The organism is Plantactinospora solaniradicis (assembly GCF_042658085.1).
GTDB classification, from domain to species: Bacteria; Actinomycetota; Actinomycetes; order Mycobacteriales; family Micromonosporaceae; genus Plantactinospora; species Plantactinospora solaniradicis.
This window is the reverse complement of the sequence record NZ_JBHSPR010000017.1, coordinates 20,049-44,113: the sequence shown is the minus strand read 5'-3', so window position 1 is coordinate 44,113 and position 24,065 is coordinate 20,049. Positions and strand designations below refer to the sequence as shown.

At 69.1% G+C, this 24,065-nt stretch carries 25 protein-coding genes, 1 tRNA gene and 1 pseudogene; 16 read left to right on the top strand and 11 right to left on the bottom strand.

The genetic code is table 11. The annotated features are described in order from the left end of the window. Positions 1 to 31 precede the first annotated feature (31 nt). The 3 genes from ACFP2T_RS19860 to ACFP2T_RS19850 all read left to right on the top strand — a co-directional run bounded on the left by ACFP2T_RS19860 (position 32) and on the right by ACFP2T_RS19850 (position 2,702). A complete protein-coding gene (locus tag ACFP2T_RS19860; protein WP_377423963.1) occupies positions 32 to 1,351 on the top strand; it encodes a sensor histidine kinase in 1,320 nt (439 codons plus the stop codon). Further along, on the top strand, positions 1,333 to 1,989 hold the full coding sequence (locus tag ACFP2T_RS19855; RefSeq protein ID WP_377424496.1) for a response regulator transcription factor: 657 nt from the start codon (positions 1,333 to 1,335) through the stop codon (positions 1,987 to 1,989). The genes ACFP2T_RS19860 and ACFP2T_RS19855 overlap by 19 nt, the downstream gene beginning before the upstream one ends. A 74-nt stretch (positions 1,990 to 2,063) precedes the next feature. After that, positions 2,064 to 2,702, top strand: coding sequence for an RICIN domain-containing protein (locus tag ACFP2T_RS19850; protein WP_377423961.1), 639 nt, complete (start codon positions 2,064 to 2,066; stop codon positions 2,700 to 2,702). A gap of 61 nt (positions 2,703 to 2,763) precedes the next feature. Here the strand turns inward: ACFP2T_RS19850 and ACFP2T_RS19845 are convergent, their stop codons facing one another. Beyond that, positions 2,764 to 3,762, bottom strand: a complete 999-nt coding sequence (locus ACFP2T_RS19845; RefSeq protein ID WP_377423959.1) for a zinc-dependent alcohol dehydrogenase family protein — start codon at positions 3,760 to 3,762, stop codon at positions 2,764 to 2,766. 102 nt (positions 3,763 to 3,864) lie between these two features. Between ACFP2T_RS19845 and ACFP2T_RS19840 the strand changes: the two genes are divergently transcribed. Next, complete coding sequence (locus ACFP2T_RS19840) at positions 3,865 to 4,797, top strand: AraC family transcriptional regulator (protein ID WP_377423957.1); 933 nt, start codon at positions 3,865 to 3,867, stop codon at positions 4,795 to 4,797. A gap of 67 nt (positions 4,798 to 4,864) precedes the next feature. Here ACFP2T_RS19840 and ACFP2T_RS19835 read toward each other — a convergent pair whose 3' ends face one another. Next, positions 4,865 to 5,731: an EamA family transporter gene (locus ACFP2T_RS19835; RefSeq protein WP_377423956.1), complete on the bottom strand. Its 867-nt coding sequence runs from the start codon at positions 5,729 to 5,731 to the stop codon at positions 4,865 to 4,867. A gap of 447 nt (positions 5,732 to 6,178) precedes the next feature. Between ACFP2T_RS19835 and ACFP2T_RS19830 the strand changes: the two genes are divergently transcribed. The 4 genes from ACFP2T_RS19830 to ACFP2T_RS19815 all read left to right on the top strand — a co-directional run bounded on the left by ACFP2T_RS19830 (position 6,179) and on the right by ACFP2T_RS19815 (position 10,630). Beyond that, positions 6,179 to 7,987, top strand: coding sequence for an IPT/TIG domain-containing protein (locus tag ACFP2T_RS19830; protein WP_377423954.1), 1,809 nt, complete (start codon positions 6,179 to 6,181; stop codon positions 7,985 to 7,987). A 188-nt stretch (positions 7,988 to 8,175) separates the two neighbouring features. Further along, on the top strand, positions 8,176 to 9,291 hold the full coding sequence (locus tag ACFP2T_RS19825; RefSeq protein ID WP_377423952.1) for an Ig-like domain-containing protein: 1,116 nt from the start codon (positions 8,176 to 8,178) through the stop codon (positions 9,289 to 9,291). Between the two features lie 100 nt (positions 9,292 to 9,391). After that, positions 9,392 to 9,784: a hypothetical protein gene (locus ACFP2T_RS19820; RefSeq protein ID WP_377423950.1), complete on the top strand. Its 393-nt coding sequence runs from the start codon at positions 9,392 to 9,394 to the stop codon at positions 9,782 to 9,784. Between the two features lie 3 nt (positions 9,785 to 9,787). Next, positions 9,788 to 10,630 (top strand): PhzF family phenazine biosynthesis protein, encoded by an 843-nt coding sequence (locus ACFP2T_RS19815; RefSeq protein ID WP_377423947.1) that lies wholly within the window; start codon positions 9,788 to 9,790, stop codon positions 10,628 to 10,630. Between the two features lie 182 nt (positions 10,631 to 10,812). On the opposite strand, the gene ACFP2T_RS19810 is transcribed toward ACFP2T_RS19815, so the two are convergent. Next, positions 10,813 to 11,331 carry a polyketide cyclase gene (locus tag ACFP2T_RS19810; RefSeq protein WP_377423945.1) on the bottom strand — a complete coding sequence of 173 codons (519 nt, stop codon included), beginning with the start codon at positions 11,329 to 11,331 and terminating at the stop codon, positions 10,813 to 10,815. 575 nt (positions 11,332 to 11,906) lie between these two features. On the opposite strand from ACFP2T_RS19810, the gene ACFP2T_RS19805 reads away from it, so the two are divergent. After that, a complete protein-coding gene (locus ACFP2T_RS19805; protein ID WP_377423943.1) occupies positions 11,907 to 12,647 on the top strand; it encodes a VOC family protein in 741 nt (246 codons plus the stop codon). Between the two features lie 175 nt (positions 12,648 to 12,822). Then, complete coding sequence (locus tag ACFP2T_RS19800; RefSeq protein ID WP_377423941.1) at positions 12,823 to 13,485, top strand: Type 1 glutamine amidotransferase-like domain-containing protein; 663 nt, start codon at positions 12,823 to 12,825, stop codon at positions 13,483 to 13,485. A gap of 171 nt (positions 13,486 to 13,656) precedes the next feature. On the opposite strand, the gene ACFP2T_RS19795 is transcribed toward ACFP2T_RS19800, so the two are convergent. Both ACFP2T_RS19795 and ACFP2T_RS19790 read right to left on the bottom strand, forming a co-directional pair. Beyond that, on the bottom strand, positions 13,657 to 14,013 hold the full coding sequence (locus tag ACFP2T_RS19795) for a VOC family protein (RefSeq protein ID WP_377423938.1): 357 nt from the start codon (positions 14,011 to 14,013) through the stop codon (positions 13,657 to 13,659). Between the two features lie 178 nt (positions 14,014 to 14,191). Continuing rightward, a complete protein-coding gene (locus tag ACFP2T_RS19790) occupies positions 14,192 to 15,322 on the bottom strand; it encodes an FAD-dependent oxidoreductase (RefSeq protein WP_377423935.1) in 1,131 nt (376 codons plus the stop codon). 24 nt (positions 15,323 to 15,346) lie between these two features. Between ACFP2T_RS19790 and ACFP2T_RS19785 the strand changes: the two genes are divergently transcribed. The 4 genes from ACFP2T_RS19785 (at position 15,347) to ACFP2T_RS19770 (ending at position 17,447) form a co-directional block, all read left to right on the top strand. Next, positions 15,347 to 16,108: a TetR/AcrR family transcriptional regulator gene (locus tag ACFP2T_RS19785; RefSeq protein ID WP_377423932.1), complete on the top strand. Its 762-nt coding sequence runs from the start codon at positions 15,347 to 15,349 to the stop codon at positions 16,106 to 16,108. 50 nt (positions 16,109 to 16,158) lie between these two features. Then, entirely contained in the window at positions 16,159 to 16,707 is a 549-nt protein-coding gene (locus tag ACFP2T_RS19780; RefSeq protein ID WP_377423929.1) for a MerR family transcriptional regulator, read from the top strand. Beyond that, on the top strand, positions 16,704 to 16,955 hold the full coding sequence (locus ACFP2T_RS19775) for a hypothetical protein (protein ID WP_377423927.1): 252 nt from the start codon (positions 16,704 to 16,706) through the stop codon (positions 16,953 to 16,955). The genes ACFP2T_RS19780 and ACFP2T_RS19775 overlap by 4 nt, the downstream gene beginning before the upstream one ends. Before the next feature lie 419 nt (positions 16,956 to 17,374). Further along, a tRNA-Arg gene (locus ACFP2T_RS19770) sits at positions 17,375 to 17,447 on the top strand. A 198-nt stretch (positions 17,448 to 17,645) separates the two neighbouring features. Here ACFP2T_RS19770 and ACFP2T_RS19765 read toward each other — a convergent pair. Genes ACFP2T_RS19765 through ACFP2T_RS19755 form a run of 3 tightly spaced genes read right to left on the bottom strand, consistent with a single transcriptional unit; the run spans position 17,646 to position 20,992 of the window. Continuing rightward, a complete protein-coding gene (locus ACFP2T_RS19765) occupies positions 17,646 to 19,031 on the bottom strand; it encodes a tyrosine-type recombinase/integrase (protein WP_377423924.1) in 1,386 nt (461 codons plus the stop codon). Beyond that, positions 19,028 to 19,213 (bottom strand): helix-turn-helix transcriptional regulator, encoded by a 186-nt coding sequence (locus ACFP2T_RS19760; protein ID WP_377423921.1) that lies wholly within the window; start codon positions 19,211 to 19,213, stop codon positions 19,028 to 19,030. The genes ACFP2T_RS19765 and ACFP2T_RS19760 overlap by 4 nt, the downstream gene beginning before the upstream one ends. A gap of 21 nt (positions 19,214 to 19,234) precedes the next feature. Next, positions 19,235 to 20,992, bottom strand: a complete 1,758-nt coding sequence (locus ACFP2T_RS19755) for a replication initiator (RefSeq protein ID WP_377423919.1) — start codon at positions 20,990 to 20,992, stop codon at positions 19,235 to 19,237. Positions 20,993 to 21,033: 41 nt separating this feature from the next. Here ACFP2T_RS19755 and ACFP2T_RS19750 point away from each other — a divergent pair, with 41 nt between their 5' ends. Further along, positions 21,034 to 21,390 carry a CPCC family cysteine-rich protein gene (locus ACFP2T_RS19750; RefSeq protein WP_377423916.1) on the top strand — a complete coding sequence of 119 codons (357 nt, stop codon included), beginning with the start codon at positions 21,034 to 21,036 and terminating at the stop codon, positions 21,388 to 21,390. Positions 21,391 to 21,556: 166 nt separating this feature from the next. Beyond that, positions 21,557 to 21,787, top strand: a complete 231-nt coding sequence (locus ACFP2T_RS19745; protein WP_377423914.1) for a hypothetical protein — start codon at positions 21,557 to 21,559, stop codon at positions 21,785 to 21,787. Between the two features lie 392 nt (positions 21,788 to 22,179). Here the strand turns inward: ACFP2T_RS19745 and ACFP2T_RS19740 are convergent. The 3 genes and pseudogenes from ACFP2T_RS19740 to ACFP2T_RS19730 all read right to left on the bottom strand — a co-directional run. Further along, positions 22,180 to 22,647 (bottom strand): annotated as a pseudogene (locus tag ACFP2T_RS19740) (FtsK/SpoIIIE domain-containing protein); the annotation flags it as partial. Between the two features lie 82 nt (positions 22,648 to 22,729). Beyond that, positions 22,730 to 23,152 (bottom strand): hypothetical protein, encoded by a 423-nt coding sequence (locus tag ACFP2T_RS19735; protein WP_377423912.1) that lies wholly within the window; start codon positions 23,150 to 23,152, stop codon positions 22,730 to 22,732. 124 nt (positions 23,153 to 23,276) lie between these two features. Beyond that, a complete protein-coding gene (locus tag ACFP2T_RS19730) occupies positions 23,277 to 24,008 on the bottom strand; it encodes a GntR family transcriptional regulator (RefSeq protein WP_377423910.1) in 732 nt (243 codons plus the stop codon). Positions 24,009 to 24,065: the final 57 nt, after the last annotated feature.

Here is a 24,065-nt window from a genome sequence, read left to right as displayed (position 1 = left end):
CCGCCCGACGGCCGCCGGTACCGTGACAGGCATGCCGGCCCGTACCGCGTTGGAGGCGCTCACGATGCGTCCCGGCCGGTTCCTGCGCAGCGTGTGGCCCTGGCGATCGGGCGCGTACCTGGCCGGAGGTGCCCTGGTCGGCTGCGTCACGCTCGGCCCCGCCGTCCTGCTCGCCGACCGGGGCCCCACCCCGTCCGCCGTCCTGGCCGTCCTGGCCGCGGCGCTGGTGGTGCTCGTCGGCGGGGTCGCACTCGCCGGGCTGGAGCGTCGACGGCTGCGCCTCGTCGACCGCGACCCGATCGACGATCCGCACCGGCCGCTCGACGGTCGGGGCTGGCGGCAGCAACTGTCGGTCCGGCTGCGCGAGGACGTCACCCGCCGGGAGATCGTGTACGCCGTCGTCTCCAGCACGCTGTTGGGCTGGATGGACGCGGTCGTACTGCTCTGCGTGGTGTGGGCCCCGGTGACGTTTCTGCTGGCCCCGATCCGTGAGCCCGAGCACGCGGGCTGGCAGCAGCTCATCGTCACGGTGACGGGCGCGGCGCTGCTGGCCTGCGCGCCGTACCCGGTGACCGCCTGGGCCGGTGCGCGTGCCGCGATGGCCCGGGCCATCCTCGGCCCGCGAGCCACCGACGACCTCGGCGAGCGGTTGGTCGAGGTCACCAGGTCGCGGGCCCGGCTGGTGGACGCGTTCGAGATCGAGCGGCGCAGGATCGAGCGGGACCTGCACGACGGCGCCCAACAGCGGCTGGTGGCGCTCACCATGCAGCTCGGCCTCGCCCGGCTGGAGGTGTCACCCGACTCGCCGGTCGACGAGCCGCTGGCGAAGGCGCACGACCTGGCCAAGCAGGCGCTCACCGAGTTGCGCGAGCTGATCCGTGGCGTACATCCGCAGGTGCTCACCGGTCGGGGGCTGGCCGCGGCGGTCCAGGACGTCGCCGGTCGTTCCCCGGTACCGGTCGACGTCGACATCCGGCTGTCCGGGCGGCTGCCGACCTCGATCGAGGTGACCGCGTACTTCGTGGTCGTGGAGGCGCTGGCGAACCTCGCCAAGCACAGCGGGGCGACCCGGGCGGCGGTGACCGCGTCGATGGTCGACGGCCGGCTGGTGCTGCGCGTCCGCGACGACGGCATCGGCGGGGCGGACCCGGCCGCCGGCACCGGCCTCGCCGGCCTGGCGGACCGGGTCGCGGCCGTCGACGGAACGGTGGCCCTGTCCAGCCCGGCCGGCGGGCCAACCGTGCTACAGGTCGAGTTCGCCGGCGAGCCGTTCGCCGCCCGGCCGGCCCGGGACGGGTCGGCGCGGGGCGGACCGGTGCGGGAGGGGTCGACATCGACGGCCGGCGGGTGATCGTGGCGGAGGACGACGTCCTCGTCCGGGAGGGGATCACCGTCCTGCTCAACCGGTTCGGGCACCGGGTGGTCGCCGCGGTCGGGGACGCCGACGCGCTCGTCGACGCGGTACGGGAGCACACGCCGGACGTCGTCGTGACCGACGTACGGATGCCGCCGACCCTGACCGACGAGGGGCTGCAGGCCGCGATCCGGCTCCGGCGTGCGGACCCGGGCCTGCCGATCCTCGTCCTGTCCCAGTACGTCGAGCAGACGTACGCGGCGGAGCTGCTGGAGACGGCACGGCCCGGCACGGCCGGCATCGGTTACCTGTTGAAGGACCGCATCGGCGACGTCGCCGAGTTCGTCGAGGCACTCGACCGGGTGGCGGCCGGACACACGGTGGTCGACCCGGAGGTCGTACGGCAGATGCTCGTCCGCCGCCGCGACCCGCTCGCCCGGCTCACGCCCCGGGAACGGGAGGTGCTCGGCCTGATGGCGGAGGGCCGGTCCAACGCGGCGATCGCCCGGACGCTCGTGGTGACCGAGGCGGCCGTGGCCAAGCACATCGGCAGCCTGCTGGCGAAGCTGGACCTGCCGCCGGACGAGGACGACCACCGCCGGGTCCGGGCGGTCCTGGCCTACCTGAAAGGCTGATCCGGTGGCTTCCGGCACGGCGTCCATGTTGACTACCCGGGACAGGCGCCCGGGTGTGGTGTGAGGAGTACGGCATGTCCAAGGCGAACTGGGTCACCCGGGCGGCGATGCTGGCCTGCGCCGGTGCGCTGGGGGCGTGCGGGGACGGCGCGGGCACACCTTCGGACGCCGGGGCGGGCACGACACCCCCGACGCCGACGGTGACGACGCCACCGCCGCCCACCGGAACACCGTCGGCGCCGGCAGGTGCGAGCGCCGTACTGTCCGGCCAGCGTGAGGTCACCATCGTGCGGGTGCAGGCGTCCGAGTCCGGGCTGTCGCTCGACAACGGCGAACTCGTCGAGGTCGACGACGACAGCGGCCGCCAGTTGTTCGTTCCGACGCCGCTCGGCGGTGACAGGTACCTGATCAAGGCGTACGGCGAGGCCAACGGCCATCCCGCCAACGACGAGGCGTCGTGCTGGCAGGTGGACGACCCGGGCAGCTCGGAGTCGCTGAGTGTCGAGGGGGCCGTCTGCGACGCCGAAAACCCGGCCCAGCGGTTCACGATCAGGGCCAGCGGCAAGGGGGCGTACTCGATCAGCAACGATTCGGCCTTCCTGCAGTACTCCGCCAGGGGTGGCCTGATCCTGGAGGAGTTGGGCGACGCGCCGCTGCGTAGCACGTTCCGGTTCGTCGACAACGGCCCGGCCCGCCGTCCGGCCGGTGGCTGACCGCGTTCGCGAAAGTCCCCGGCCGAGGACGGGCGGGCGGGCCACCGGTGCGGGCGGCCCGTCAATGGTCCACGGTGACGACGATCTTCCCGATGTGCGTGTTCGACTCCATCAGCCGATGCGCGTCCACGATCCGGTCCAGGCCGTCGAAGACCTCCCCGATCACGGGGCGAATGCCGCCGTCCCGGAGACCGCTCTCGACGAACCGGTTGATCCGCCGCCGCCCGGCAGCGGTGGCGGAGAGGTGCCCGTTGGCGTACATGTGGACGGTCAGTGGCCAGTTGTGCGGCATCACCGTGGGTTTCCCGGCGAGCCAGCCGTAGAGGACGATCGTGCCCGGAGAGGCCGCCGCCCGGGCCAGCGCGGGGAGCTCGGGGCCGCCGATCGGATCAAAGATCAGCTCGGCTCCACGGTCGCCGGTCAGCCGTTGTACCTCGTCCGGCACGTCCTCCTCATGGGCGGCGATGACGTGCGCCGCGCCAACCTCCAGAAGTCGCTGCCGCTTGGCACCGGTCCGGGTGACCGCGATGGGGACGGCCCCGATCCGCAGCGCGGTCTGGACCGCCGCGGTGCCGACACCGCTGGACGCTGCCGTGATCAGCACGTGGTCACCTGGGCGCAGCCCACCGGTCTCCAGCAACCCTCCGTACGCGGTCGCGTAGGCGAGCCAGGTGGCCGCTCCGGTCACCGCCTCGACCGAACCCGGACGTGGAACCACCGACTCGACGGGGAGCACGATCCGATCGCCGTAGACTCCCTGGGCGCTCATCTCGATCTGTGGCCCGGTCAGCACCGGATCGCCCGGAGCAAACTCGGTGACTCCTTCGCCGACGGACTCGACGACCCCGGCCGCCTCGTAGCCGAGCCGGGAACCGGGGAGGGTCGGCTGGTAGTAGTAGGTGCCGGCCCGGAAGAGAGCCTCGGCCCGGTTCAACCCGAGGGCGTCCACCCGGATCCGGACCTCACCCGGGCCCGGGTCGTCGAGCCGGACCTCCTCGATCGTCAGCACGGCGGGACCGCCGGTTTCGTGGAACAGCACTGCGCGGGCCTGTGTGGTCATAGAAAGACGGTATGGAGCATTGTGGAAGATCCTCCATGGCTTCCAGTCTTCCACTTTTGTCCAATCGTCTCTGTGGATGGATGTACGGCTAAGCTGAGCCGGATGGACGTGCTCAGCGACGCGATCACCGCGATGCGGACCGGGCTGCCCCACTCCTCCCGTACCGCCAAATCCGCACCCTGGGGACTACGGTTCGGCGCCTCCGACGGGGCCGGCTTCCACGTCGTACTCCAGGGCTCCTGCTGGCTCATCCCGCCCGACGGACCGGGACCGGTCGCGCTCGCCCCCGGGGACGTCGTGTTCCTCCCGCACGGGCGCGGGCACGGGCTCGCGGATGATCCCGCGACACCTCTGGTCGACGTCGTCCAGGGACCGGACCGGGCCTGGGTGCTCAGCGAGGACGTGCCGCCGGGCGCCGGCCCGACCACTCTGATGCTCTGCGGCGCCTACCAGCTCAACCGGTCGCGGTTCCATCCGCTGCTCACCGGCCTGCCCGACGTCGTACACCTGCCGGCCCGGATCGGCGCGCATCCGGCGCTGCGCGCGGCGGTGGATCTGCTCGGCGGCGAGTTGGAGCGACCGGGGCCCGGCTCGGACGCGGTGGTGCCGGCGCTGCTCGACACGCTGCTGCTCTACATCCTGCGCGCCTGGCTCCAGGACCATGCCGTCGCGGCCACCGGCTGGGCCGCCGCCCTCGGCGATCCGGCGATCGCCGAGGCGCTGCACGCGATGCACCACGATCCCGCCCAGCCGTGGACCGTGGAAGAACTCGGCGCGCGGGCCGGTCTTTCCCGGGCGGCCTTCGCCCGACGGTTCACGACGCTGGTCGGACAGCCTCCGCTGGCGTACCTGACCTGGTGGCGGATGACCATCGCCAGCCGGCTGCTGGCCGCGAACGGCGACATCACGCTACGGCTGGTCGCCCAGCGCAGCGGCTACTCGTCGGAATTCGCCTTCGCCAAGGCGTTCACCCGGGAGTTCGGCACGCCACCCGGAAGATACCGCAGAGATCGCGACGGCCGGGCCGCGAAGTAGCTTCCCGCCAACGGTCCGTCGTTTCGGCAGCTCCACGTCCACCACGTGAGTTCGGGCCGGGTGGGCGTCATTCGCGGGGGAGGGCCTCGGGGGCCGGCTCCGTGCGGGCGGCGCCCACGCTCGCGGCCGTCACACACGCGATCGCCAGCAGTTGCAGGGGTGTGAGCCACTCGCTGAGCAGGACCGCGGCGGCGAGGGCGCCGGCGGCCGGTTCCAGGCTCATCAGGACGCCGAACACCCGGGGCGGCATGGTGCGCAGCGCCACCATTTCGAGGCTGTAGGGGACCACCGAACTCAGCAGACCGACCAGCGCCCCCCACGCCAGCAGACGAGGCTCGAGCAGCCGCTCGCCCGCCGCCACCACCGCGAACGGTGCGATCGCCAGCGTGGCGATGGTGCTGGCCACGGCCAGCCCCTCGACGCCCGCCCAGCGGCGCCCGGTGGCCGCCGTCGAGACGACGTACAGCGCCCAGCAGCCCCCGGCGAGCAGTGCCAGACCGAACCCGACGGCGTCGACCCTGGTGGGGCCGACGCCGAACAGGGTGATGCCGAGGGCGGCCAGGCCCACCCACACCAGGTCGCGGGGCCGGCGGCTGCCGACCGCGGCCAGCAGCAGCGGACCCACGAACTCGACGGCTACCGCCACACCGAGCGGGATGCGGGCGAACGACTCGTAGAACGCCCAGTTCATCGCGCCGAGCGCGAACCCCAGCGCCAGCACCGGCCACCAGTCGGTGACCGGCCGGCCGCGCAGCCGCGGCCGGACAAAGACGAGCAGGATCAGGGAAGTGGTGATCAGCCGGAGGAACACCATCCCCACCGGGGGAATCTCGCCGAACAGGCCTTTGGAGACCACCGCACCGAACTGCACCGAGAGGATGCCGACCAGAACGAGCCATACCGGAGACAGGCGTGGCGTGGACGCGCGGTTCACGCTCAAGAGCCTGCTGAAGAACGCCCGAACCGCCCCGGCACGGCAACATTCGGCAGTCCGCCGTCCGTCTCCGGGTCGAGCCACTCCCGCGCGTCATCCCACAGAAGATCAGGCACACCACATGCTGCCGGCCGGACACGCCACCGCGCAACCCGGATTCGACCGCACCGATGCCGCTTCGGACTGCGAGGCGAGCACGAGAGCATGATCAGTCGCAGCGCAATGGGCTCTGGCTAGCGGTTTCTACTGGACCAGGCGCCCGAGCGCCGTGATTGTCCCGTTTTCATCGTAACTGACTACTTTGTGCCTTCGTTACAGAGATCGGGTTCGCTAGTTCTTCTCGGTCGTCGAGAGGACTCCGATGTGATCTGAGACGAGGCAATGACGGTGCGTCCTATCTGGCGAAACACATCAGCAGGCATCCTGACCCTCGCGGTCGTCGGTGCCGTGACGCTGGGACTGGCGTCGCCCGCGCTCGCGGCGGCCGGCGACGCGAGCGCGCGTGGGGTCGTGTCCGATCTCGACGCCGCCGTGCTCGGCGTCACGGTGATCAGCGCGAACGGCACGTCCGGTACGGCGACCGCACCGGCCGGTTTCGGTACGGACAGCGAAACCGCCGTGCCGATCGCCGTGCCGGGCCCGGTCGGCGTGGTGTTCGGCGGCACGGTGGACGTCAGCGCCACCCGTGCGCCGGGCATCTCCACCGCCTCGTCCACGATCAACGGTCTCTCGGTCGGCATCCTCGGCATCCCCGCGATCACCGCGGAGGAGATCTCCGCGGACGTGACCTGCCCGGCCGTCGGCGCCCAGACCGCCGACACCCTGGTGACCGGCCTGGAGGTCTTCGGCGTACCGACCGTCGTGCCCGTCAACGCCCCGGGGGTGGTCGTCAGCTCCCCGGTCATCGTCCCCGGCGTCGCCGACGCGGCCCTCAACATCACGCTGACCAGGATCGAGACGGTGACTCCGACCGGGGCGACCGCGACCGGCATCCTCGCCACCGTCACCCTCACCGGCACGGCGGTGGTGCCGATCAACATCGACGTGGGCAGCCTGATCCTGGCCGAGGCCACCTGCGAGCGGGCGTTGCCGGTGGCGGCACCGACCGCCGCCTCGATCAACCCGAACTCCGGCCCGCAGTCCGGTGGGCAGCAGGTGACCATCACCGGCACGAACTTCATTCCCGGCGCCACCACGGTCACCTTCGACGGCGTGCCGGCCACCGACGTGGTCGTCGCCCCCGGCGGTACCTCGCTGACCGCGACCACGCCGGCCGGCGAGGTCGGACCGGCGTCGGTCGTGGTCAGCACCACGAGCGGGGCGTCCGACTCGCTGGCGTACACGTACATCGCCGACGGTAGCGACGCGGTGGTCACCGACCTGACCCCGACCTCCGGCCCCACCGCCGGCGGCACGCCGGTCACCATCACCGGCAGCGGGTTCGAGGGCGTCACCGGGGTGACCTTCGACGGGATCCCGGGCACCGGCTTCACCGTGAACCCCGCGGCCACCGAGATCACGGTGGTGACCCCGAGTAACGACGCCGGCCCGGCCACGGTCAACCTGGTCTTCCCGGCCGGTACCGCCGCCGCACCGGTATTCACCTTCGTCGCGCCGACGATCAGCGATGTCGCGCCAGATCAGGGCCCGACCTCGGGTGGCACCAGCGTGACGATCACCGGCACGGGCTTCACCGGGGCCACCGGCGTGACCTTCGGTGGCAATCTCGGCACCAACCTGGTGGTGAACCCGGCCGGCACCTCGCTGACCGTCACCACCCCGGCCGGACCTGCCGGACCGGTCGACGTGGTCGTGCTGCTGCCCGGACCGGACGCCACCGCGGCGGACGGCTTCACCTACCTGCTGGCCGCGCCGACGATCAGCGACATCGACCCGGACCGGGGGCCCGCCGGTGGCGGCACGACCGTCACGGTCAACGGCAGTGGGTTCGTGCCGGGCGGGACCACCGTCAACATCTGCGGGCGGTCGATCGCGGCCAGCTCGGTCACGGTCAGTCCGGACGGCCTGTCGCTGACCTTCGTCACGCCGCCGTGCGCCGCTGGGGACACCACGGTCACGGTCACCACCAGCGAAGGCACCTCCAACGGCGTGACCTTCCGCTACCTCGCGAGTGGGCTGCCGGTCACCGGCGCCCCGACGAGCACCCTGTTCACCATCGCGCTGGTGCTGATCGGAGTCGGTGCCATCGCGCTGGTGCTGATCCGCCGCCGCGGGCGTATCACCTTCACCGTCTGATCCGTCGATAGCCGATTCGGGCTCCGGGGCACCTGCCCCGGAGCCCGAATCGGGTTGCCGATCCACTACAGACATCACTTGATGTGTCTGTAGAACTACCAATAGCAGTGGGGGGCTTGCTGCAATAGGGTCTAACACTATAAATCGGACCCCTCCGATGGCCGACCAAGTTACAAGCAGGTGTTGCCATGCGAATCAAGCGTCTTGCCGCGATCGTTGCGTTGATGACGGTGGCCGGGCTCGGGGCGGCGGCACCCGGCGCCCAGGCCGGCGTACGCGGGGAGCCCCTGTACGGCGACTTCAACAATGACGGTCTGGTCGATTCGGCCGTCCTCGGCGTGGTCGAACCGAACCTCTGCTCGACCATCGTCGTATACGGCAGCGGACCCGGCGTCTTCCTACCACCGGTCGCCTACACCTACCCGAAGCCCGGCGGCGGCACGGTCTACACCGACTGCCCCGACATAGGCGTGGCGGTCGACATGGACGACGACCCGGAGGACGAAGTCTGGGTGGGTTGGACTCCCGGCCCACCACCCCCGGCGAATTTCACCCTGGTGGTGCTGCAACCGCCCAACTTCGCCCCGTCGGCCAGCTTCAACTCGCACATCGCCCAGCCGGTCTTCATGGGCAGTGGCAGGTTCAGTGGCGGCGGCCGGTTCAGCCCCTACACGGTGGGCCCCGGTGGGGTGCAGAACTTCATCGTCGACGGCACCTCGGTGATACCCGGCCCGATCGACTACTGCTCGGTCGACACCCCGACGGTGGAACTGGCCGACTGGAACCGCGACGGCACCGACGGCGCTCTGGTCTCCTACACCAACGGCTGCACCGACCACAGCAACGGCGTGCTGCGGATCCGCAAGGACGGCTCCATCCAGCAACTCCAGATCGACCCGACCGGCCAGACGAGCTGGGACGCCAAGGTGGTGAACGTCAACAGCGACAGGTACCTGGACGTACGCACCATGAACAAGATCACCGGCGAGGTCAACTACTTCATCAACGATGCCCTGAACATGGTCGGGGTACTGGTCCGGTCACCCGACGCCAACACCGACGCTGTCGTGCTGACCAAACCCAAGGCAATCACGATCGACGTACTCGCCAACGACTACGCCAGCCGCTACGCCGAGATCATCATCACCAGCCCGCCGCGCTACGGCACCGTGCAGGTCCTCTCCGACCGGCGGATCGTCTACCGCCCGAACCCGACCCACGGCCGCACCGACCGGTTCACCTACCAACTCGTCGAAGGCAGCCGGCGGAGCAGCGCGACCGTCAGCGTCAAGTACCCGGTCTGACCGCACCGCGCCGGGTGGGGGATGTCAGGTGGCCGGCTCCCGGGGAACACGGTGATCGACGCACGGACGGCAGACCCGGCCGTGGCTCGGAAAGACCGGGATGACGGCGGCGAGCAGCCTGTTCATCCTCGGCTGTGTCATCACGTTCCTCATCACGTACGGGAACGGTCACTTCATGGCGGAACCCGGCCAGCTCGCCCGCTGCGCGGCGATCGTGGCGATCCTGGTACTGGTCGCAATCCGCCTGCCGAAGGCGGATCGGCGGACCTCCCGGCCGGACGGTTGGGTGCCGGACCCGTGGCTGCTGTTCGCGATCACCATGGTCGCCGACGTGGTATTCCGGCCGACAGAACCGAGCCCGCAAGCGCCGGAAAGTAGCGGGCCACCACCCCGGCACCCGTCGTGGTGGCCGTTCCGCTCGACGATGGCGAGCCGCGGGACCGCTGCTTCCGGATTGGCCTTAACGGCAATGTGCCGTCGCCCGTACGGTTGACCCGTGGAAATCCTGCGCTACACGGCGTTCAGCAACGATCCGGAGGGCGGTAATCCGGCAGGTGTGGTGCTCGACGCCACCGGTGCGGACGACGCGCAGATGCTTCGGGTGGCCGCCGACCTCGGATACTCCGAGTCGGCGTTCTTCATTCCTCGAGGCACCGGGCGATTCGAGGCGCGCTACTTCAGCCCGCTCGCTGAAGTGTCGTTCTGCGGCCACGCCACCATCGCATCCGCGGTGGCGTACGCCGAGCGGCAGGGCCCCGGCCTACTGCGTCTGGACACCCGAGCCGGTCGGGTCGAGGTCACCACCACTGTTGAGCCGGACGGCACGACCAGCGCCACGCTGATCTCCGTACCCCCGCGAACCACACCGATCGCCCCCACCGACCTCGCGACGCTGCTCGAGCTACTGCACTGGTCACCGGACGACCTCGATCCGGCGCTACCACCGCGCGTCGCGTTCGCCGGAGCCTGGCATCCGATCCTGGTCGCCGCGACGCGGGAGCGCCTCGCGGACCTCGCATACGAGATGGACGCCCTCGCAACGCTCATGGGGCAGCGGGACTGGACAACCGTCGATCTGGTCTGGCGCGAGTCCCGGCACGTATTCCACGCCCGTAACCCGTTCCCACCGGGCGGCGTTGTCGAGGATCCGGCCACTGGCGCGGCCGCCGCGGCGTTCGGCGGATACCTACGCGAACTCGGACTGGTCACACCGCCGGCCACCGTAACCGTGAAGCAAGGTGAGGACCTGGGTCGTCCCAGCCTGTTGACGGTAGGTATCCGCCCTGGACAGGAGATCGGCATCGAGGTGACCGGCACCGCCGTTCCACTCGTTAGATAGCGGCGCCTGCGGCGGGGCGAAGAGGTGCATGAGCTCGACAACGGCGACAGCCTCCGGTCCGGCGCCGTCGCGCCGGGTGTCTTTCGGCGTACGGGGAACGAGCCGGGTCGGGTTCGGGAGGCGCGGCGATGGTGGGCGGACGCGTGTGGGGGACTGCCACCGATGAGTACCCGGGTTGATCCTCAATCTGCGACTTCGCCCTGGTGTTGGTGACGCTCGGCGAGGTGCTTCAGGTTCAGTAACTGCCGTCGGGCCATGATCAGATCGCCGACGGACAGCCCGAGGGCGGCCAGGCGGGTGGTCCGCATGACGACCTTGAGCAGTAACCGCGTCCTGTCCTGCTCCTGTGGCACGAGGACATAGGACATGAAGGCGCCCATGATGGTGCCCGTCAACTGCGTCCCTGGATCGACCGAGACGATCCGGCCCAGCTTCCGCCCGCCAGCGGTGGAGAACGTCTCTCCGACCTGAGGTTCGGGAAGGCCGACCAGCCTTCGAGGCGATCGGCGGCCCAGATTGTCGATCCAGTCGTACGAGTACGGGGCAAGCCTCACCTGTGCGACCCACGGCCACACCGCGTCGGCGGGCGCCCTCACACACACGGCCCGCCACGCGCGCAGTTCGGGCGACACGACAAACTCGTCGCACGGGTAGGAGCGCGATACCTCGCTGTCAGTCACTCCCCATCGATCACCGATCATGTCCCATCCTCCATGGGGCGAGCGGGAATCCCTGTTTTTGGTCGACAAACGTGTCGGGCAATCCCCGGCCGCCCAGTTGGTCCCAACCGTTCTACCTGCGATCGGCGGTGTCATCCGTCAGATCAAACCAAGACCACGTCGTAGTCGTATCCGACATCAGCCGGCCGGCGCGTCGTCGTAGTGTCCGGGTCACCGCCCAACCGGCGTAGCACGTCCTCCACTGTCAACGGCGTCCGGTGAGGGCGAACCACCGCCAACACATGGACTCCTCGAAGTCCGCCGGAGCCTCCCTGAGCTGCTCGAACATTCGCACGTAGTGGTCGATTCGCTCGGGTGTCGGACCCGCCATGACACCCCCTACAGTCAACGGTCGCCCGACCGTACCGCCGACAGTGGTTGGCCCGGCACAACGCCCACGACCAGCCTTGCTCCTGGACCAAACGCGGTTCGCCAACATCGCCGTCCACGGCGTCGACCGCCTCATAACGAAGCGGACCTCGGCCTTCAACCTCTTGTACCTGCACCGACCCGTTAATGCCTTGTTGTCATGCCGGGGCGGTGTCTACGGTCTGGTGATGCGTTCGCGACTGCTGGCAGTGACCTTCGAGGCGCAGGACCCGGCTCGTTCGGCACAGTTCTGGGCCGCTCTGCTCGGTCGGGAGGTCATCGAGGATGCCGTGGGTGTGCTCTTGCCGGGCGATGACACCCAGCTCGGTCTCTGTTTCGTTCCGGGCCGCGCGGGCCAACTCGGGGCGAACCGCATGCACCTGCACCTGACCAGCGCCGATCTCGACGAGCAGCAGCGCACGGTGGCGATGGCACTGAAGCTTGGTGGCCGCCACCTCGACGTTGGGCAGCGGCCTGAGGACGGGCACGTCGTGCTGGCCGACCCCGCAGGCTACGTGTTCTGCGTGATCGAGCCCGGCAACGCCTACCTCGCCGGGTGCGGCTTCCTCGGCGAGCTCACCTGTGAAGGCACCCGGGAAGTCGGCCTGTTCTGGAGCAAGGCGCTGGGCTGGCCGCTGGTATGGGACCAGGACGAGGAGACCGCGATCCAGTCACCGGGCGGCGGCACCAAGGTCGCATGGGCAGGCCCGCCCGTGGCCCCGAAAAAGGAGCCGAACCAGCAGCGCTTCGAGCTCATCTCGGCCGCCGGCGACCAGCAAGCGGCGGTCGACGAGCTGATCTCCCTCGGGGCCAGTCGGCTCGAGATCGGTACGGACAGCGCGGTCATGATGGCAGATCCAGACGGCAACGAGTTCTGCGTCAGGGGGACCGACCACAGCCCTGCCGGATCGTCCATCCTGCGAGTGTGACCTGTGGTGACCTGCTGCCCGATGATTTCCTCGCGTCCGGGCCGCTGCGTTTAGTGGGCAGTCGCGCCCGCCGACCTGCGGGATCTCCGAAGACGTTGCCCGAACTACGCTGAGTCCCAGCACGGTCCCGGGCCTTCAGGCACGCCCACCTTCCGCGCGCGATTTTGGAGGCACCTTGAAGCTCTTGCTTACGTCAGGCGGCGTCACGAACCCGAGCATCCACTCGACGCTCGTGCAGCTTCTCGGCAAGCCGATCGCCGAGTGCCACGCCCTCTGCGTCCCGACAGCGCAGTGGGGCCACCCGATGTGCGGTCCGACATCGGTGCGGGGCTTCGTAGCCGCCGAGCCCGAGTGGCAGCACCTGTCCGGCCTGGGCTGGGCGTCGCTCGGTGTCCTCGAGCTCACCGCACTGCCCACCATCGGCGCGGAGCGATGGATCCCCTGGGTCCGGGAGGCCGACGTGCTTCTGGTCGACGGCGGCGACGCGACGTACCTGTGCCACTGGATGCGGGAGTCCGGGCTGGCCGATCTGCTGCCTTCGCTGCCCGACACGGTCTGGGTGGGAGTCAGTGCCGGAAGCATGGTGATGACGCCCCGGATCGGAACGTATTTCGTCGAGTGGCCGTCCGCGCCGGACGACCGCACGCTCGGAGTCGTCGACTTCTCGATCTTCCCGCACCTGGACGCTTTCCCGACGAACACCCTGCCTGACGCAGAGCGGTGGGCCGCCGAAATCGGCGTCCCGGCCTACGCCATCGACGAACAGACGGCCATCAAGGTCGTCGACGGCTCCGTCGAGGTGGTCTCCGAAGGGAAATGGACGAAGTTCGGGTCATAGGGCCATCCTGATCTGCTGCCGGTAGAGCGCCCTGCGGCCAGCGCGCCCGTGACGGTTGGTAGCCGTCGATCGTGGCGCCTGCAGGACCGAGCATGCCCGGACGTGCCGATGAGCGCGAACATCACGCCGAGCCGCCCAGGGCTTGTTGCGATTGAGGATTGCCCGTCCGGATCAGTTTGTGCAGAGGCAGAAGGGGTGACCTGCCGGGTCGAGGAAGACCCGGAAAGACGTACCGGGTTGGTGTGGGTGTTTGGATGCGCCTAGATCGAGCACTGCCGCCTCGGCGGCATCGAGGTCGTCAACGATCACATCGAGGTGCATCTGCTGGGGCAGTTCCTGGGTTGGCCACGTCGGCGGGCTGTACCCGTCCACCTGCTGGAACGAGATGCACTGACCGTACTCCGCGCGGACCTCAGCCCAGTCGGAGGAGACGTCGACCTTCCAATCCAACATCGCGCCGTAGAACCTTGCCAGCGCACCAGGGTCGGGACAGTCGATGACGATGCTGGGAAAGCGAGCGATGGCCATGTCGGCCATGGTAGGGGCGGTTCCGGACGATCCACGTCCGGATTGATTCGGTGACGTCCCTGCGTTGTTGGCCGTCGAACGTCCTTCCATGCCGCTGTCCGTGCGCGCCAGCCAGCCGAGAGCCGTCACGCCGCGTGGTCGGCACCCCGTAGGGCGAGGCCGGCTGCGTTGCGCGTTGTCAGTCTGCGGGTGCCGGCTCGGTGGGCCGCGGCGTGAAGAAGCGGACGATGTCGTCGGCTGCGGTGGGGGACAGCATCATTGCTTGGACTCGTGCGGACATCTCGGCGATCGGGTGGATTCTGGTGAACATCGCCTCCTCGTACGTCTGGATCGCCGAGTCGGGGTCGGCGGGATTGGCGGCGAGTGCGGCGGCGAGTTCGGCGGCGTCGAGCATGGCTTGGTTAGCGCCCTCGCCGACCGGCGGCATGAGGTGCGCGGCGTCACCGATGAGGGTGATGCCCGGTTGGTGGGCCCAGCGTGTACCGGTGGGCATCGCCTCGATCCTGCGTGGGGTCGGCGGGCTGTCGCCGGCTTCGATGAGTGCGGTGAGGCTGGGGTCCCAGCCATCGAATATGTCCAGCAGAGCCCGCTTGCTGCGGTAGGCGTCCAGGTGGCGATCGTCCGCAGGCAGGGAGATCCCGACTCGGATGCTGTCGTCGCCGAGGCGTTGTGCTGCCAGGATCTGGCTCACGCCGATGCACCAGAGGTTTCCGGGGCCGACCAGCTCGGCGAGATCCGGGTGGCGTCGGTCGGCGTCGCTGATGCTGAGCTCGACCAAGGTGGCCACGGAGGACAGTGTCGCGTCGATCAGCAGCGCTCGGACGACCGAGCGTGCGCCGTCCGCGCCGATGAGGACGTCGCAGTCGGCGCTGTGGCCGCCATCGAACGCCAGCCCGAAGCCTCCGTCGGGTTGTGGCGTCGCCGCGACGAGCCGGTGCTGCCAGGCCACCGCGTCGCCGGGGAGCGAATCGAGCAGAAGGTCACGCAGTGCCCTGCGGTCGATCTCGGGGCGTCCGGAGAATGAGCCGGGTTGTGGCTTGTGGTGCACGAGGATGCGTCCGGCCGGATCGAGGATGCGATGTTCCTCGCCCTCCGGCCGTGCCTCGGACCGGAATCGGTCGGCGAGGCCCGCATCGGCCAGGGCCTGTTGCCCGGACTCCGGGTGCAGATCGAGCATTCCGCCCTGTGATCGCGCGGATCGGCTTGCCTCGCGTTCGTACACCACTGCGTCGATGCCGTGCCGGTGCAGTATTCGGGCCAGCGTCAGGCCGCCGAGGCCACCACCGGCGATCGCAATTCGCATCATCATCTCCGTTACCGTACGCTGTACCTCATGGATACGGCGTACGGTAGCGTACCGCTGCCCGTCTGGGAACGGCCCGAGCCTCAATCGCGGGCGGCGCCGGTGCCGCTGAGCCGCGCGAAGATCGCCGCCACGGCGATCCGGATCGCGGACGAACACGGCCTCGACGGGCTGTCGGTACGCAAGATCGCCAAAGAACTCGGCGTCGGTCCGATGCGGCTCTACGACTACGTGACCAACAGATCCGAACTGCTCGATCTGATGGTCGACGCCGTGTATGCCCAGATCGCCGAGGCCGGCCAGCACTCCGAGGCCAGCCAGCACTCCGAGGCCGGCCAGCACTCCGAGTGGCGCGCCACGGTGCTGGTCATCGTTCACCGGACCCGCGATGCCGCTCTTGATCATGAATGGTTCGCCGACCTGCTCGGCGCAAGGCCACACCTAGGACCTCACGCGCTCGCCGTCGGCGAATCGACCGCGGCGGCGCTCAGCCAGGCCCCTGGCGTGCGCGGCATCGACGATCTTCAGCGGGCCTTGGGTGCCCTCAACGCGTTCATCGTCGGAGCGCTCCGCAGGGAGATCACCGAGCGACGCACCGCCCGTTCAACCGGCACTGACGTGTCCGCTTGGCAGGCCGCCCTCGGGCCCTACCTGACACGCATGCTCGAAACAGGCCGCTACCCCACCGTCGCCCGGCTCGTCATCGACGGCACCCACCTCAACGCCGAGGAAACCTTCCACCACAACCTGATCACCATCCTGGACGGCATTACCAGCCATCCCCGCACGTGACCTACTGCCTCGCAGGCCAGTACCGGCCGAACACCGATACACCTCGCGAGATGTGTCACCCGTCGCCCCAGGCCCTGCGCTTCTACCACGCCGAGGGCTTACTCGTGCCGGCCGAGATCGACGAGCGGACCGGCTACCGCTCGTACGCGTTCGAGCAGGTGGAACAGGCCATGTTGATCGCTCTTCTGAGGGACACCGGGATGAGCGTCAAGGTCGTCCGGCACGCCCTCGACGAACCGGACCGGGTGGTTGCCTTACTCGACCGGCACAGCGACGAGGTCTACCGGCAGCGCAAGGTCCAGGACGAGGCAATCCAGGCCGCTCGGACCGTCTTCGAAACGCAGCCGGAACCGCAGTTGCGGCACGTGCCGGCGATGACCGTGGTGGCCAAGCTGGTACACGGCACACCGCTCGGACGTAACGCGCAAGAGTGGGACAAGGCCGAGGACACCATCGAGGCGAACGTGACCGAACTGGTCGAAGCGGTGCAGGAGGCCGGCGTCACGTGCCTGGGCAGGCCGTGGCGGACCCTGGCGCTGAACAGGACCGGCGCGTCCTCGACGGTGAGGGCCCCTTCTGGATCGCGAAGGTCCCGGTGACCGCACCCGCGACAGTGCTGGCCGCTCTGCCCGCAGACCTCCTCGTACAGGCGCAGGACGCACGCGACGAGCTGTCGATTTTCATGCCGGGCCGCAACACCATGGTCAAGTACTGCACGATGATCCTGCGCCTGCTCAACGCCTACCCGCTCGATGGCGAGAGGTTCGTCAACGTCGCGCGTCTGCGCCAGGAGATCCATGACGACGGGGTCTTGAGCAGCGCCCCCGTCGAGCGACGACCGGAATGACCAACTTTAGGGGTGCTCGGTGGAACGATCCTGATCCTGGAAATTTCGGACGACGTGCCCAGACCCAGACTTCGCGGGGACAGGCCCGTACACAAAGCGCCGCTCGACCAGGTCCGACGATCGGCTGCACACACCTGCCGCCGAGCGGCCGGTGACAGGTCGTCTACAAGCTACGCAGGGTGACGGCTCCCGTTGACGCATGGCAAGTTGGCTTCAATCGGTGTGCGCGATGCATGCTGCGTTGCGGTGATCAACGGTGAGTGACGTTGAGCGATCATGTTGGCTGTGGCGGTCAGTCGGACGAGATCCCGGTCGTTTGCGGTCGGTGTGCGATCCGCCGATGGCACCACCAGCGCTGACCGCCGTTGGGGCTCCCTGCGGTACGCTGACAGCCGCCGCTAGGTAGTGTGGATCACCGCGCCCTCGTAGCTCAGGGGATAGAGCATCGGTTTCCTAAACCGTGTGTCGCAGGTTCGAATCCTGCCGGGGGCACCTCGAAGATCAGCCAAAACGGCGGCCGACCAGCGGATATAGCGTTTCGTCGTTGGGTCGCTGTGCGCAGCGGAGTGCCGCCGATAGTCGCCGTTTGTCGCCATCCACGGACTATTCACGGATTGATCTTGGGGCTGTTTGCCCAGGTCACGGTGGCCGGCTCCACCAAGAATCGGACTGGCGTCCGGTGGCACGAGGCTACTCATCGGAGCCCCGCAACGCGTCCTCGATCCGCTGGTTGACCGTCGCCTCCTGGCCGTCGATGCACTTCGCGTACACCTTCAACAGAACGTCGACCGAGTGGCCGGCGCGGTCGGCGACCTCGGTTGCCGGTACGCCAGCGTTCAGCCAGAGCGACACCGCCGCGTGCCGCAGGTCGTACGGCCGACCCGCTAGCGGCGAGGCCACCTGATGTGGAGTCAGCGCCAGGCCCCGCGCCTCCTCCCACACCCGGGAGTAGGTTGACGCACCCACCACGTTGCCCCGGTCGCTGTGAAAGAGCCGGCCGTCCTTGGCGACCCCGTACCGGTCGATGTGATGCCGAAGGATCAAGACCAGGTCTGGTGGAATCGGTACGCCCCGTGGCTCTGTCTCGGCGCGATGCTTGAGCCCGCGCTTGTCGTGCGCCTCGCCGCTGTCGGTCCAGCGCTTCCCCGACTGCGGCCGGCTCCCGACCAACGTGAGCCGCCCCCACCCCTTTGCCGGAAGGTGGCAGTCCTGCTCACGTAACGCCAACGCCTCACTGGGCCGCAGCGCACCGAAGTACATGCAGGCGAAGAACGCCACCAGCCGCTCACCCCGCCGGAACCGGCCACGCTGCCCGACGTACGACAGGGCGGTCAGCAATTCCTCAGCCTGACGCGGATTGACCACCACCCGCCGGTCGATCACTACGGCAACCTTCTTTCGCGTGGACCGAACCCGTAGCTTGTCGACCGGGTTGAACTCCAGCGCCTCCAGCTCCACCGCGTATTGCAGCACGTTGTAGAACACCGATCGCTTGCGGCGAGCCGTTGTCGCGGCGGCCGGTCGACCGTCGAGGGTGAGCGCCAGGGCGTCGAGCGCTCCCCGGACCGTGGCCGCCTGGCTAACCTCGGTCAGCGGGAGCGATGCCCGACGCAGCCACCGCAGCGCGGGCGCCAACTCCGGTGGCACGTCCCGTTGCCGAAAGGCGGGCGGCAACACATAGTCGATCAGCACGCGCCGCAGGTCCGCCAGTTCGGGCCGGCTAGCCGGGTCACCTGCCAGCGCCGGGGTGACGGTGGCCAGGGCGTCGACCAGGCTCGCCCGGGACTTCGCGGCGGCGCCGGGCCACTTCATATCGAGATATTTCTGTACGAACTCCAGCCACGTCGCTGCCTCCTTGGCCTCCACCATCGAATCGGGCAGTCCCGTCGCGGGATCGAACGCCTCGCCCCGATTGATGCCCTGCATCAGGTCCGAGCGGAAGTTGTCAGCTAGGGCCCGGGTGGCGAAGTTTCGCGACTTCTCACGGCCGGCGACGATCCACCGAACCGTGTACGTCTTCTTCTTGCCGCTCTTGTTGACGCGGATGTTCCACACCCGCACAGCCCGCGACTTCACGCCGCCTCCCGATGCTGCTCCAGCCAGACCCGTAGGTCGCGCCGTTCGATACGCAGCTCACCATTCGGAAGCTTGATGCACTCCGGCGCGACGCCCAGCTCACGCCACCGGTAAAAGGTTCGTCGCGATACGCCATTGAGCGCGGCGAGCACCTGAGGAACGGTCAACAACTCGTTGTCCATAGGGGTGATGCCCTCCGGGGATCAGGCTGCGGGGGAGAGGGTTGGCGCGGTTGCCGAAAGACCGTGGGCCGCCCGTTGTCGGGCCGCGTCGAGGTCTGTTCGCCACCGGATGCGGGCGGAGACGGCGCGCAGGATCCGGTGTTCCAGCGGCAGCACGTCGGGGTCTTCGGGGCGGGCGAGTTCGAACCGGTACCGCTGCGGGTTGTCGGCCGCCGCCTGGTCGTGCTCGTCGCCCTGGCCGTCCGGGTCGGTGTCGGCCATGCCTCCGGCGAGGACGGCGCGGATCCATGCGCGGTTATCGGCGCGGTGGTCGGCCAGGGTCTTGCCGGACCATTGCCGAGAGACGAGGACGCGGCGGCCGGTGAAGCCGAGCGTGGAGCGTTGGTGGACCTTCCCGGTACACCGGCCGGGGGTCAAGCCCGCCTTTACCCCGTCGGGCTGGACGCCGTACAGGAGCCAGTTGGCGCAGGTCGGGGAGCAGGGCAGTATGGAGAGTTCGGCGTGGAGCCGGTCGAAGTGCGCCTTCTGCGGGTCGGACCTGGCTTTGGCTTGGTCGGTCAGGTCCTTGGTGACGTACTTGGTCACGTACCGGATCGACCGTTCGGCGTCACGGGTGCCCTGCTCGATCCCGCGCGCGTCAATCCGGCCGAGTCGGGCGACGTACGCCGGTCGGGAGTCGGGTTCCTCCAGTTCGTCGAGCGCGTACGCCCACGGGGTCAGCGGCTTCCGCGTCTTGGGGTCGACGTACACCTGTTGCTCGACGTCCCAGACCGGTGGCTTGTCGACGGTGTAGGTCGGTTCGTTGAAGGCTGGCCACCAGACCTGGTGGTAGGTCGCGGCGGCGATCTGCTTGAGGAGCCGCCTGGGGAGGGTGCCCCGGATGGCGAAGTGCGCGTGTGGGGCGAGTCGGCGTTGGAGTTCGACGGCTCCGGCGTATTGGACGTTCCAGCCGGCGGCGCGGCGGACGTTCTGCCACCATCGGTCCAGGACCCGGGCGAAGTGGATCGCGTCCAGGGCCGCCCGCCGGTAGTCGTAGCTGGTCGGGTCGACCGGGGTACCGAGCACGTCATCGTGTGGACCGTGGCGCTGGCCGCACTCGCAGGGGGCGGTGTAGGCGCCCCGTCGGAAGTGGGAGTGCACCGGGCCGTGCGAGTCGAGGGTGAGCGTTACCAGCATCGAAGGCCGGTACGTCTTCCCGGCACGGCCGCTGTAGGCCCGGCCGACGGTGCGCGGGTCGACGGGCAGCCGGGGCAGGTTGGGCGAGTCCTGCCGCCGTTTCGTGGACCGTTTCCGGCGTGGCCGGTCGGTCCGCTCGCGGGGGGTGAGGTGCCCCCGCAGGTCTGTTTCCCCCAGGGCCTCATCCAGCTCCGTGATACCGGCGTCGAGGTCGGCGACTTGGGCGGCCCGCTCGTCGGGGTGCATCGGTTGGTACTGGAGTGCTTCCCGTTCGAACTCCATGTGCGCCCGCACCCGGACTAGGGAGAGAACGTCCTCGCTCGGGTGCTCGGGCCGGATCACGGGTTCGTCGGCGAGGTGCCAGCCCTCCCGGATCTGCTGAATCCGCAACCGCCGTCCGCGTTCAGCGCAGGGCTTGCACTTGGCCGCCAGGGTCGCCCCGCCGGGCACCTCGACGACCTCGGTCACCCCGTTTTCCGTGTCGGTACGCCGCAACGCTAGGGGGCGAACGCAGACGCCATGCTGCTCGGCAAGCTGTCGCAGCGCGTCCTTGGCCAGTGGCTTGCGCATCCGGTCCGCGCGGGACCCCGGACGCGGTTCCATCGTGACGAGGGCAGCCGGAACGGGTTCGGGTCGCCTCATCGTTGGCCCTGCCCGCGCCGGTCCATGACAGGCTGGTCGATGTGACGGCCGATCAAGGAATTTTCTATAACGTGCGGCGCCCGCCCGAGGAGGGGCCACACCCCTGCCCATGTTGCGGATACCTGACGCTCGACTCGCGCGGCGAATATGAGATTTGCCCCGTCTGCTTCTGGGAGGACGACGGGCAGGACGAGCACGACGCCGGCCAGGTACGTGGCGGCGCCAATCGCGGCCTGAGTCTGCTCGACGGCCGCCGGAACTTCGCCGAGTTCGGCGCCAGCGAAGCCCGACGCCTCCCACTGGTCCGGCCGCCGCACCCCGAGGAACACCCCTTGAAAGATCATGACGGTGCCCCCTGACCGACCGTCGCGCCGTTACGGCTCGCAAACGCCGCCGCCGGCACGGGGACGAGCGCTGGCGGTCCGGTTCGCGGATCAGCCGCAGTAGTTCCGAAGCAGTCCCATTGGCGACCCGCAGCGCCGCCCGGAGTTCGTCGCGGGTGATCGCCCTGCCAGTCGCGGCCCGATGCTCGGTCGCGCATTGTCGGGCGAGCCGCACCAGATCGACACTCGGCGCCTGGCCGTCGTCCTGCGGCTCGTACCGGCCGTCCTGACGATCCGCCCCGCCGTCCTCACCGGCTCCGGTCCCGTCCTGGCCGTCCTGATCGCTGACCTGGGCCGGTACGAGCCGGGGACGCGTTTCGTCTTCAGCCGCGGGCGGGGTCGACTCCGGCACGACCGTCGGGGACGGCTGTGAGGACGCGGCCGAAGCGGGCTTGGTGCTGAGGACGAGCTTGGACAGGCCGAGGAACGCCAGGGCAGGGACGGCGGACAGCAACCATCCGGACAGGCCCGGCTTGGCCACCGCCAGTTGCGCCGACAGCGACAGAGCCACGGCGGCGACGAGGAGGAACATCGGGTAGCCGATTGGCCCACCCGCGCGGCGCCGACGCCGGATGGTGAGGAGCGCGGCGAGGGGGATGAGTTCGGAGATCGCGGCGTTGGCCCACCCGAACCATTTCCCCGTACCGGCCGGCGAGTTCGCCATGGTCCAGTCGTGAACATGGGTGAACGACGCCGCCCCTGCCAACCCGCCGACGACAAGGAGGATGGCGACCAGGAGCAGACCTTCCACCCGTTCGCTTCGTGTCATGCCGACACCTCCGTCTGCTGGTCGCTGTCGCAGGCCCGGCGGTAGCTGCTGCCGAGTTCGCGGATGTCGGTGTCGGTTAGGTAGGAGAAGCGGACCCGGACCGGTTCCCGGACGCCGTCCAGGGCGACGTAGCCGACGCCAGCCGCCGATTCAGGGATCTGGTCACAGACGGCTCCCCGGTCGCGGGCACCATCCGCAAGGACGAGGTCACATTGCTCCGGTTCGGTGAGCCGAAGCCCGATCCGGGTCGGGAACAGGTCCCGGAACGGCAGCACGTCCTTGCGCGGGTCCTGCAACGCCGCGACCACATGCACCCCGACCGCACGGCCCTGCGACAGCAGCAGGGACAACGCGTCCTTGATCCGTTCCTTGACCTTCCGGTCGGAGATGTACGCGGTCAGCGACGCCAGCTCGTCAACGACAACGACGATCAGCGGGTCGTCAACGGTCGGGGTGTGCTGCCGGGGTCGATCGGGTTGGGAAGCGCGGGACGGGCCGGAATCTTTGGACGGACGAAGGCCCGCCCCGCGCGTTCGTTACAGGTGGTCAGGCAGCAGCGGTGTTCGCCGTGGCCGAGACGATCCCGGTAGCGCGCACCGAGTACGCCATGCGCGCCCTGCACTGCCCGGACGCCTTACAGCGCTGCGAATCCACGTACGGCGTGATGGTCAGACCCTCGAACTGGATCGCCGCCGGGTAGCCCGGCACGGCCGACGCCGGCGGGACCGGCTGATGCGGGCCGACGACCTTCACCTTGATCTCGGTGGAGCGACCGAACTTGCCCGCCTCCGGGTCCAGGTCCATCACCCGGACAACCCAGACCCGCTCCCCGGTTTCCTTGTCCCGCGCTTGGTCGTCCGACTCGCCCCGCCGCTCGAAGTCGACCTGTGGGCCGACGCCGAGGAAGAGCGCCCCGGCCGGGAACGCGTACTCGAACGGGACCGGGACCTTGATCGAACCAGGGACCACGTAGCGCCTCCCCTTCGTGAACTGGTCGAGGAGTGGATAGCAACTCAACCAGTTGACTTGTTAAGTTGCTCCAAAGGTAGGCCGGGCGACTTAACTTGTCAAGTGATCGAGCGAGGGAGTTCGATCAGTCGAGCGGGTACACGTCTTCGAGATCGTGACGGGACGCCGGCAGCAGCAGGTCAACCGCGAGTTGCGGCGCCCCGGTCCGGTCGCAAATGGACAACAGGACGGTCAGCATCGGATCGAAGCGATCGACTCCCAGTAGCGAGGCTTCGTCCTCCGACGGCAGCCGGGCGGAGATCCGCTCGGTGACATGGTCGAAGCGGACCGCCTTCCGGGCCGCGATGTGGCGCAACAGTCCATCGGACAGCGGATCGGTCTTGCCGAGATCGGTACCGTCGGCCAGGTCGATGGGCACGAATACGGTCCCCAGCTCGACCGGTCCTAACTCGTCGACGACCACCAGGCGCCGCCGGGCAAGAACCGGAGTCCCAGGCTCGATGTTCAGCGCGGAGGCCGCCCGTGGGGGAGCGGGTAGCACCTCGGCGCCGAGCACCGTCGAATCGGTCTCCTCGGCACTGTCCAGAGCCGCGTACGCCCGCTCCCGGCTCCGCTGCCCCGCCCGTCCCGGTCGCCCGAGGACAAAGCGGCCCTTGCCCTGCCGACTCTCGATCCACCCGTCCTGCCGCAGCAGGTCCAGCGCCCGGACGACGACCGGGCGGGACGCCTTGAACTCCCGGATCAGCTCCGTCTCGCTGGGCAGCGTCGACCCCAGGGCGTACGCCCCGCTCTCGATCCGCTCTTGCAGCGCGTTCACGATCACGACGTACTTCGGCGTGGCGACCTCGATTGGCACGCGTACCCACATCCCCACTCAACAACTCATCTTGCCAAGAGGCTATCGGTGCTGCTG

What these genes read in the sequence shown, in the direction of transcription:
- ACFP2T_RS19790 (WP_377423935.1), bottom strand. Translation starts at nt 15,322, where the DNA reads ATGATGATGCGAATTGCGATCGCCGGTGGTGGCCTCGGCGGCCTGACG.
- ACFP2T_RS19810 (WP_377423945.1), bottom strand. Translation starts at nt 11,331, where the DNA reads ATGATCGGTGATCGATGGGGAGTGACTGACAGCGAGGTATCGCGCTCC.
- ACFP2T_RS19820 (WP_377423950.1), top strand. Translation starts at nt 9,392, where the DNA reads ATGACGGCGGCGAGCAGCCTGTTCATCCTCGGCTGTGTCATCACGTTC.
- ACFP2T_RS19845 (WP_377423959.1), bottom strand. Translation starts at nt 3,762, where the DNA reads ATGACCACACAGGCCCGCGCAGTGCTGTTCCACGAAACCGGCGGTCCC.
- ACFP2T_RS19745 (WP_377423914.1), top strand. Translation starts at nt 21,557, where the DNA reads ATGCTCGGTCGCGCATTGTCGGGCGAGCCGCACCAGATCGACACTCGG.
- ACFP2T_RS19825 (WP_377423952.1), top strand. Translation starts at nt 8,176, where the DNA reads ATGCGAATCAAGCGTCTTGCCGCGATCGTTGCGTTGATGACGGTGGCC.
- ACFP2T_RS19795 (WP_377423938.1), bottom strand. Translation starts at nt 14,013, where the DNA reads ATGGCCATCGCTCGCTTTCCCAGCATCGTCATCGACTGTCCCGACCCT.
- ACFP2T_RS19785 (WP_377423932.1), top strand. Translation starts at nt 15,347, where the DNA reads ATGGATACGGCGTACGGTAGCGTACCGCTGCCCGTCTGGGAACGGCCC.
- ACFP2T_RS19780 (WP_377423929.1), top strand. Translation starts at nt 16,159, where the DNA reads ATGTGTCACCCGTCGCCCCAGGCCCTGCGCTTCTACCACGCCGAGGGC.
- ACFP2T_RS19755 (WP_377423919.1), bottom strand. Translation starts at nt 20,992, where the DNA reads ATGGAACCGCGTCCGGGGTCCCGCGCGGACCGGATGCGCAAGCCACTG.
- ACFP2T_RS19860 (WP_377423963.1), top strand. Translation starts at nt 32, where the DNA reads ATGCCGGCCCGTACCGCGTTGGAGGCGCTCACGATGCGTCCCGGCCGG.
- ACFP2T_RS19850 (WP_377423961.1), top strand. Translation starts at nt 2,064, where the DNA reads ATGTCCAAGGCGAACTGGGTCACCCGGGCGGCGATGCTGGCCTGCGCC.
- ACFP2T_RS19760 (WP_377423921.1), bottom strand. Translation starts at nt 19,213, where the DNA reads ATGGACAACGAGTTGTTGACCGTTCCTCAGGTGCTCGCCGCGCTCAAT.
- ACFP2T_RS19805 (WP_377423943.1), top strand. Translation starts at nt 11,907, where the DNA reads ATGCGTTCGCGACTGCTGGCAGTGACCTTCGAGGCGCAGGACCCGGCT.
- ACFP2T_RS19840 (WP_377423957.1), top strand. Translation starts at nt 3,865, where the DNA reads ATGGACGTGCTCAGCGACGCGATCACCGCGATGCGGACCGGGCTGCCC.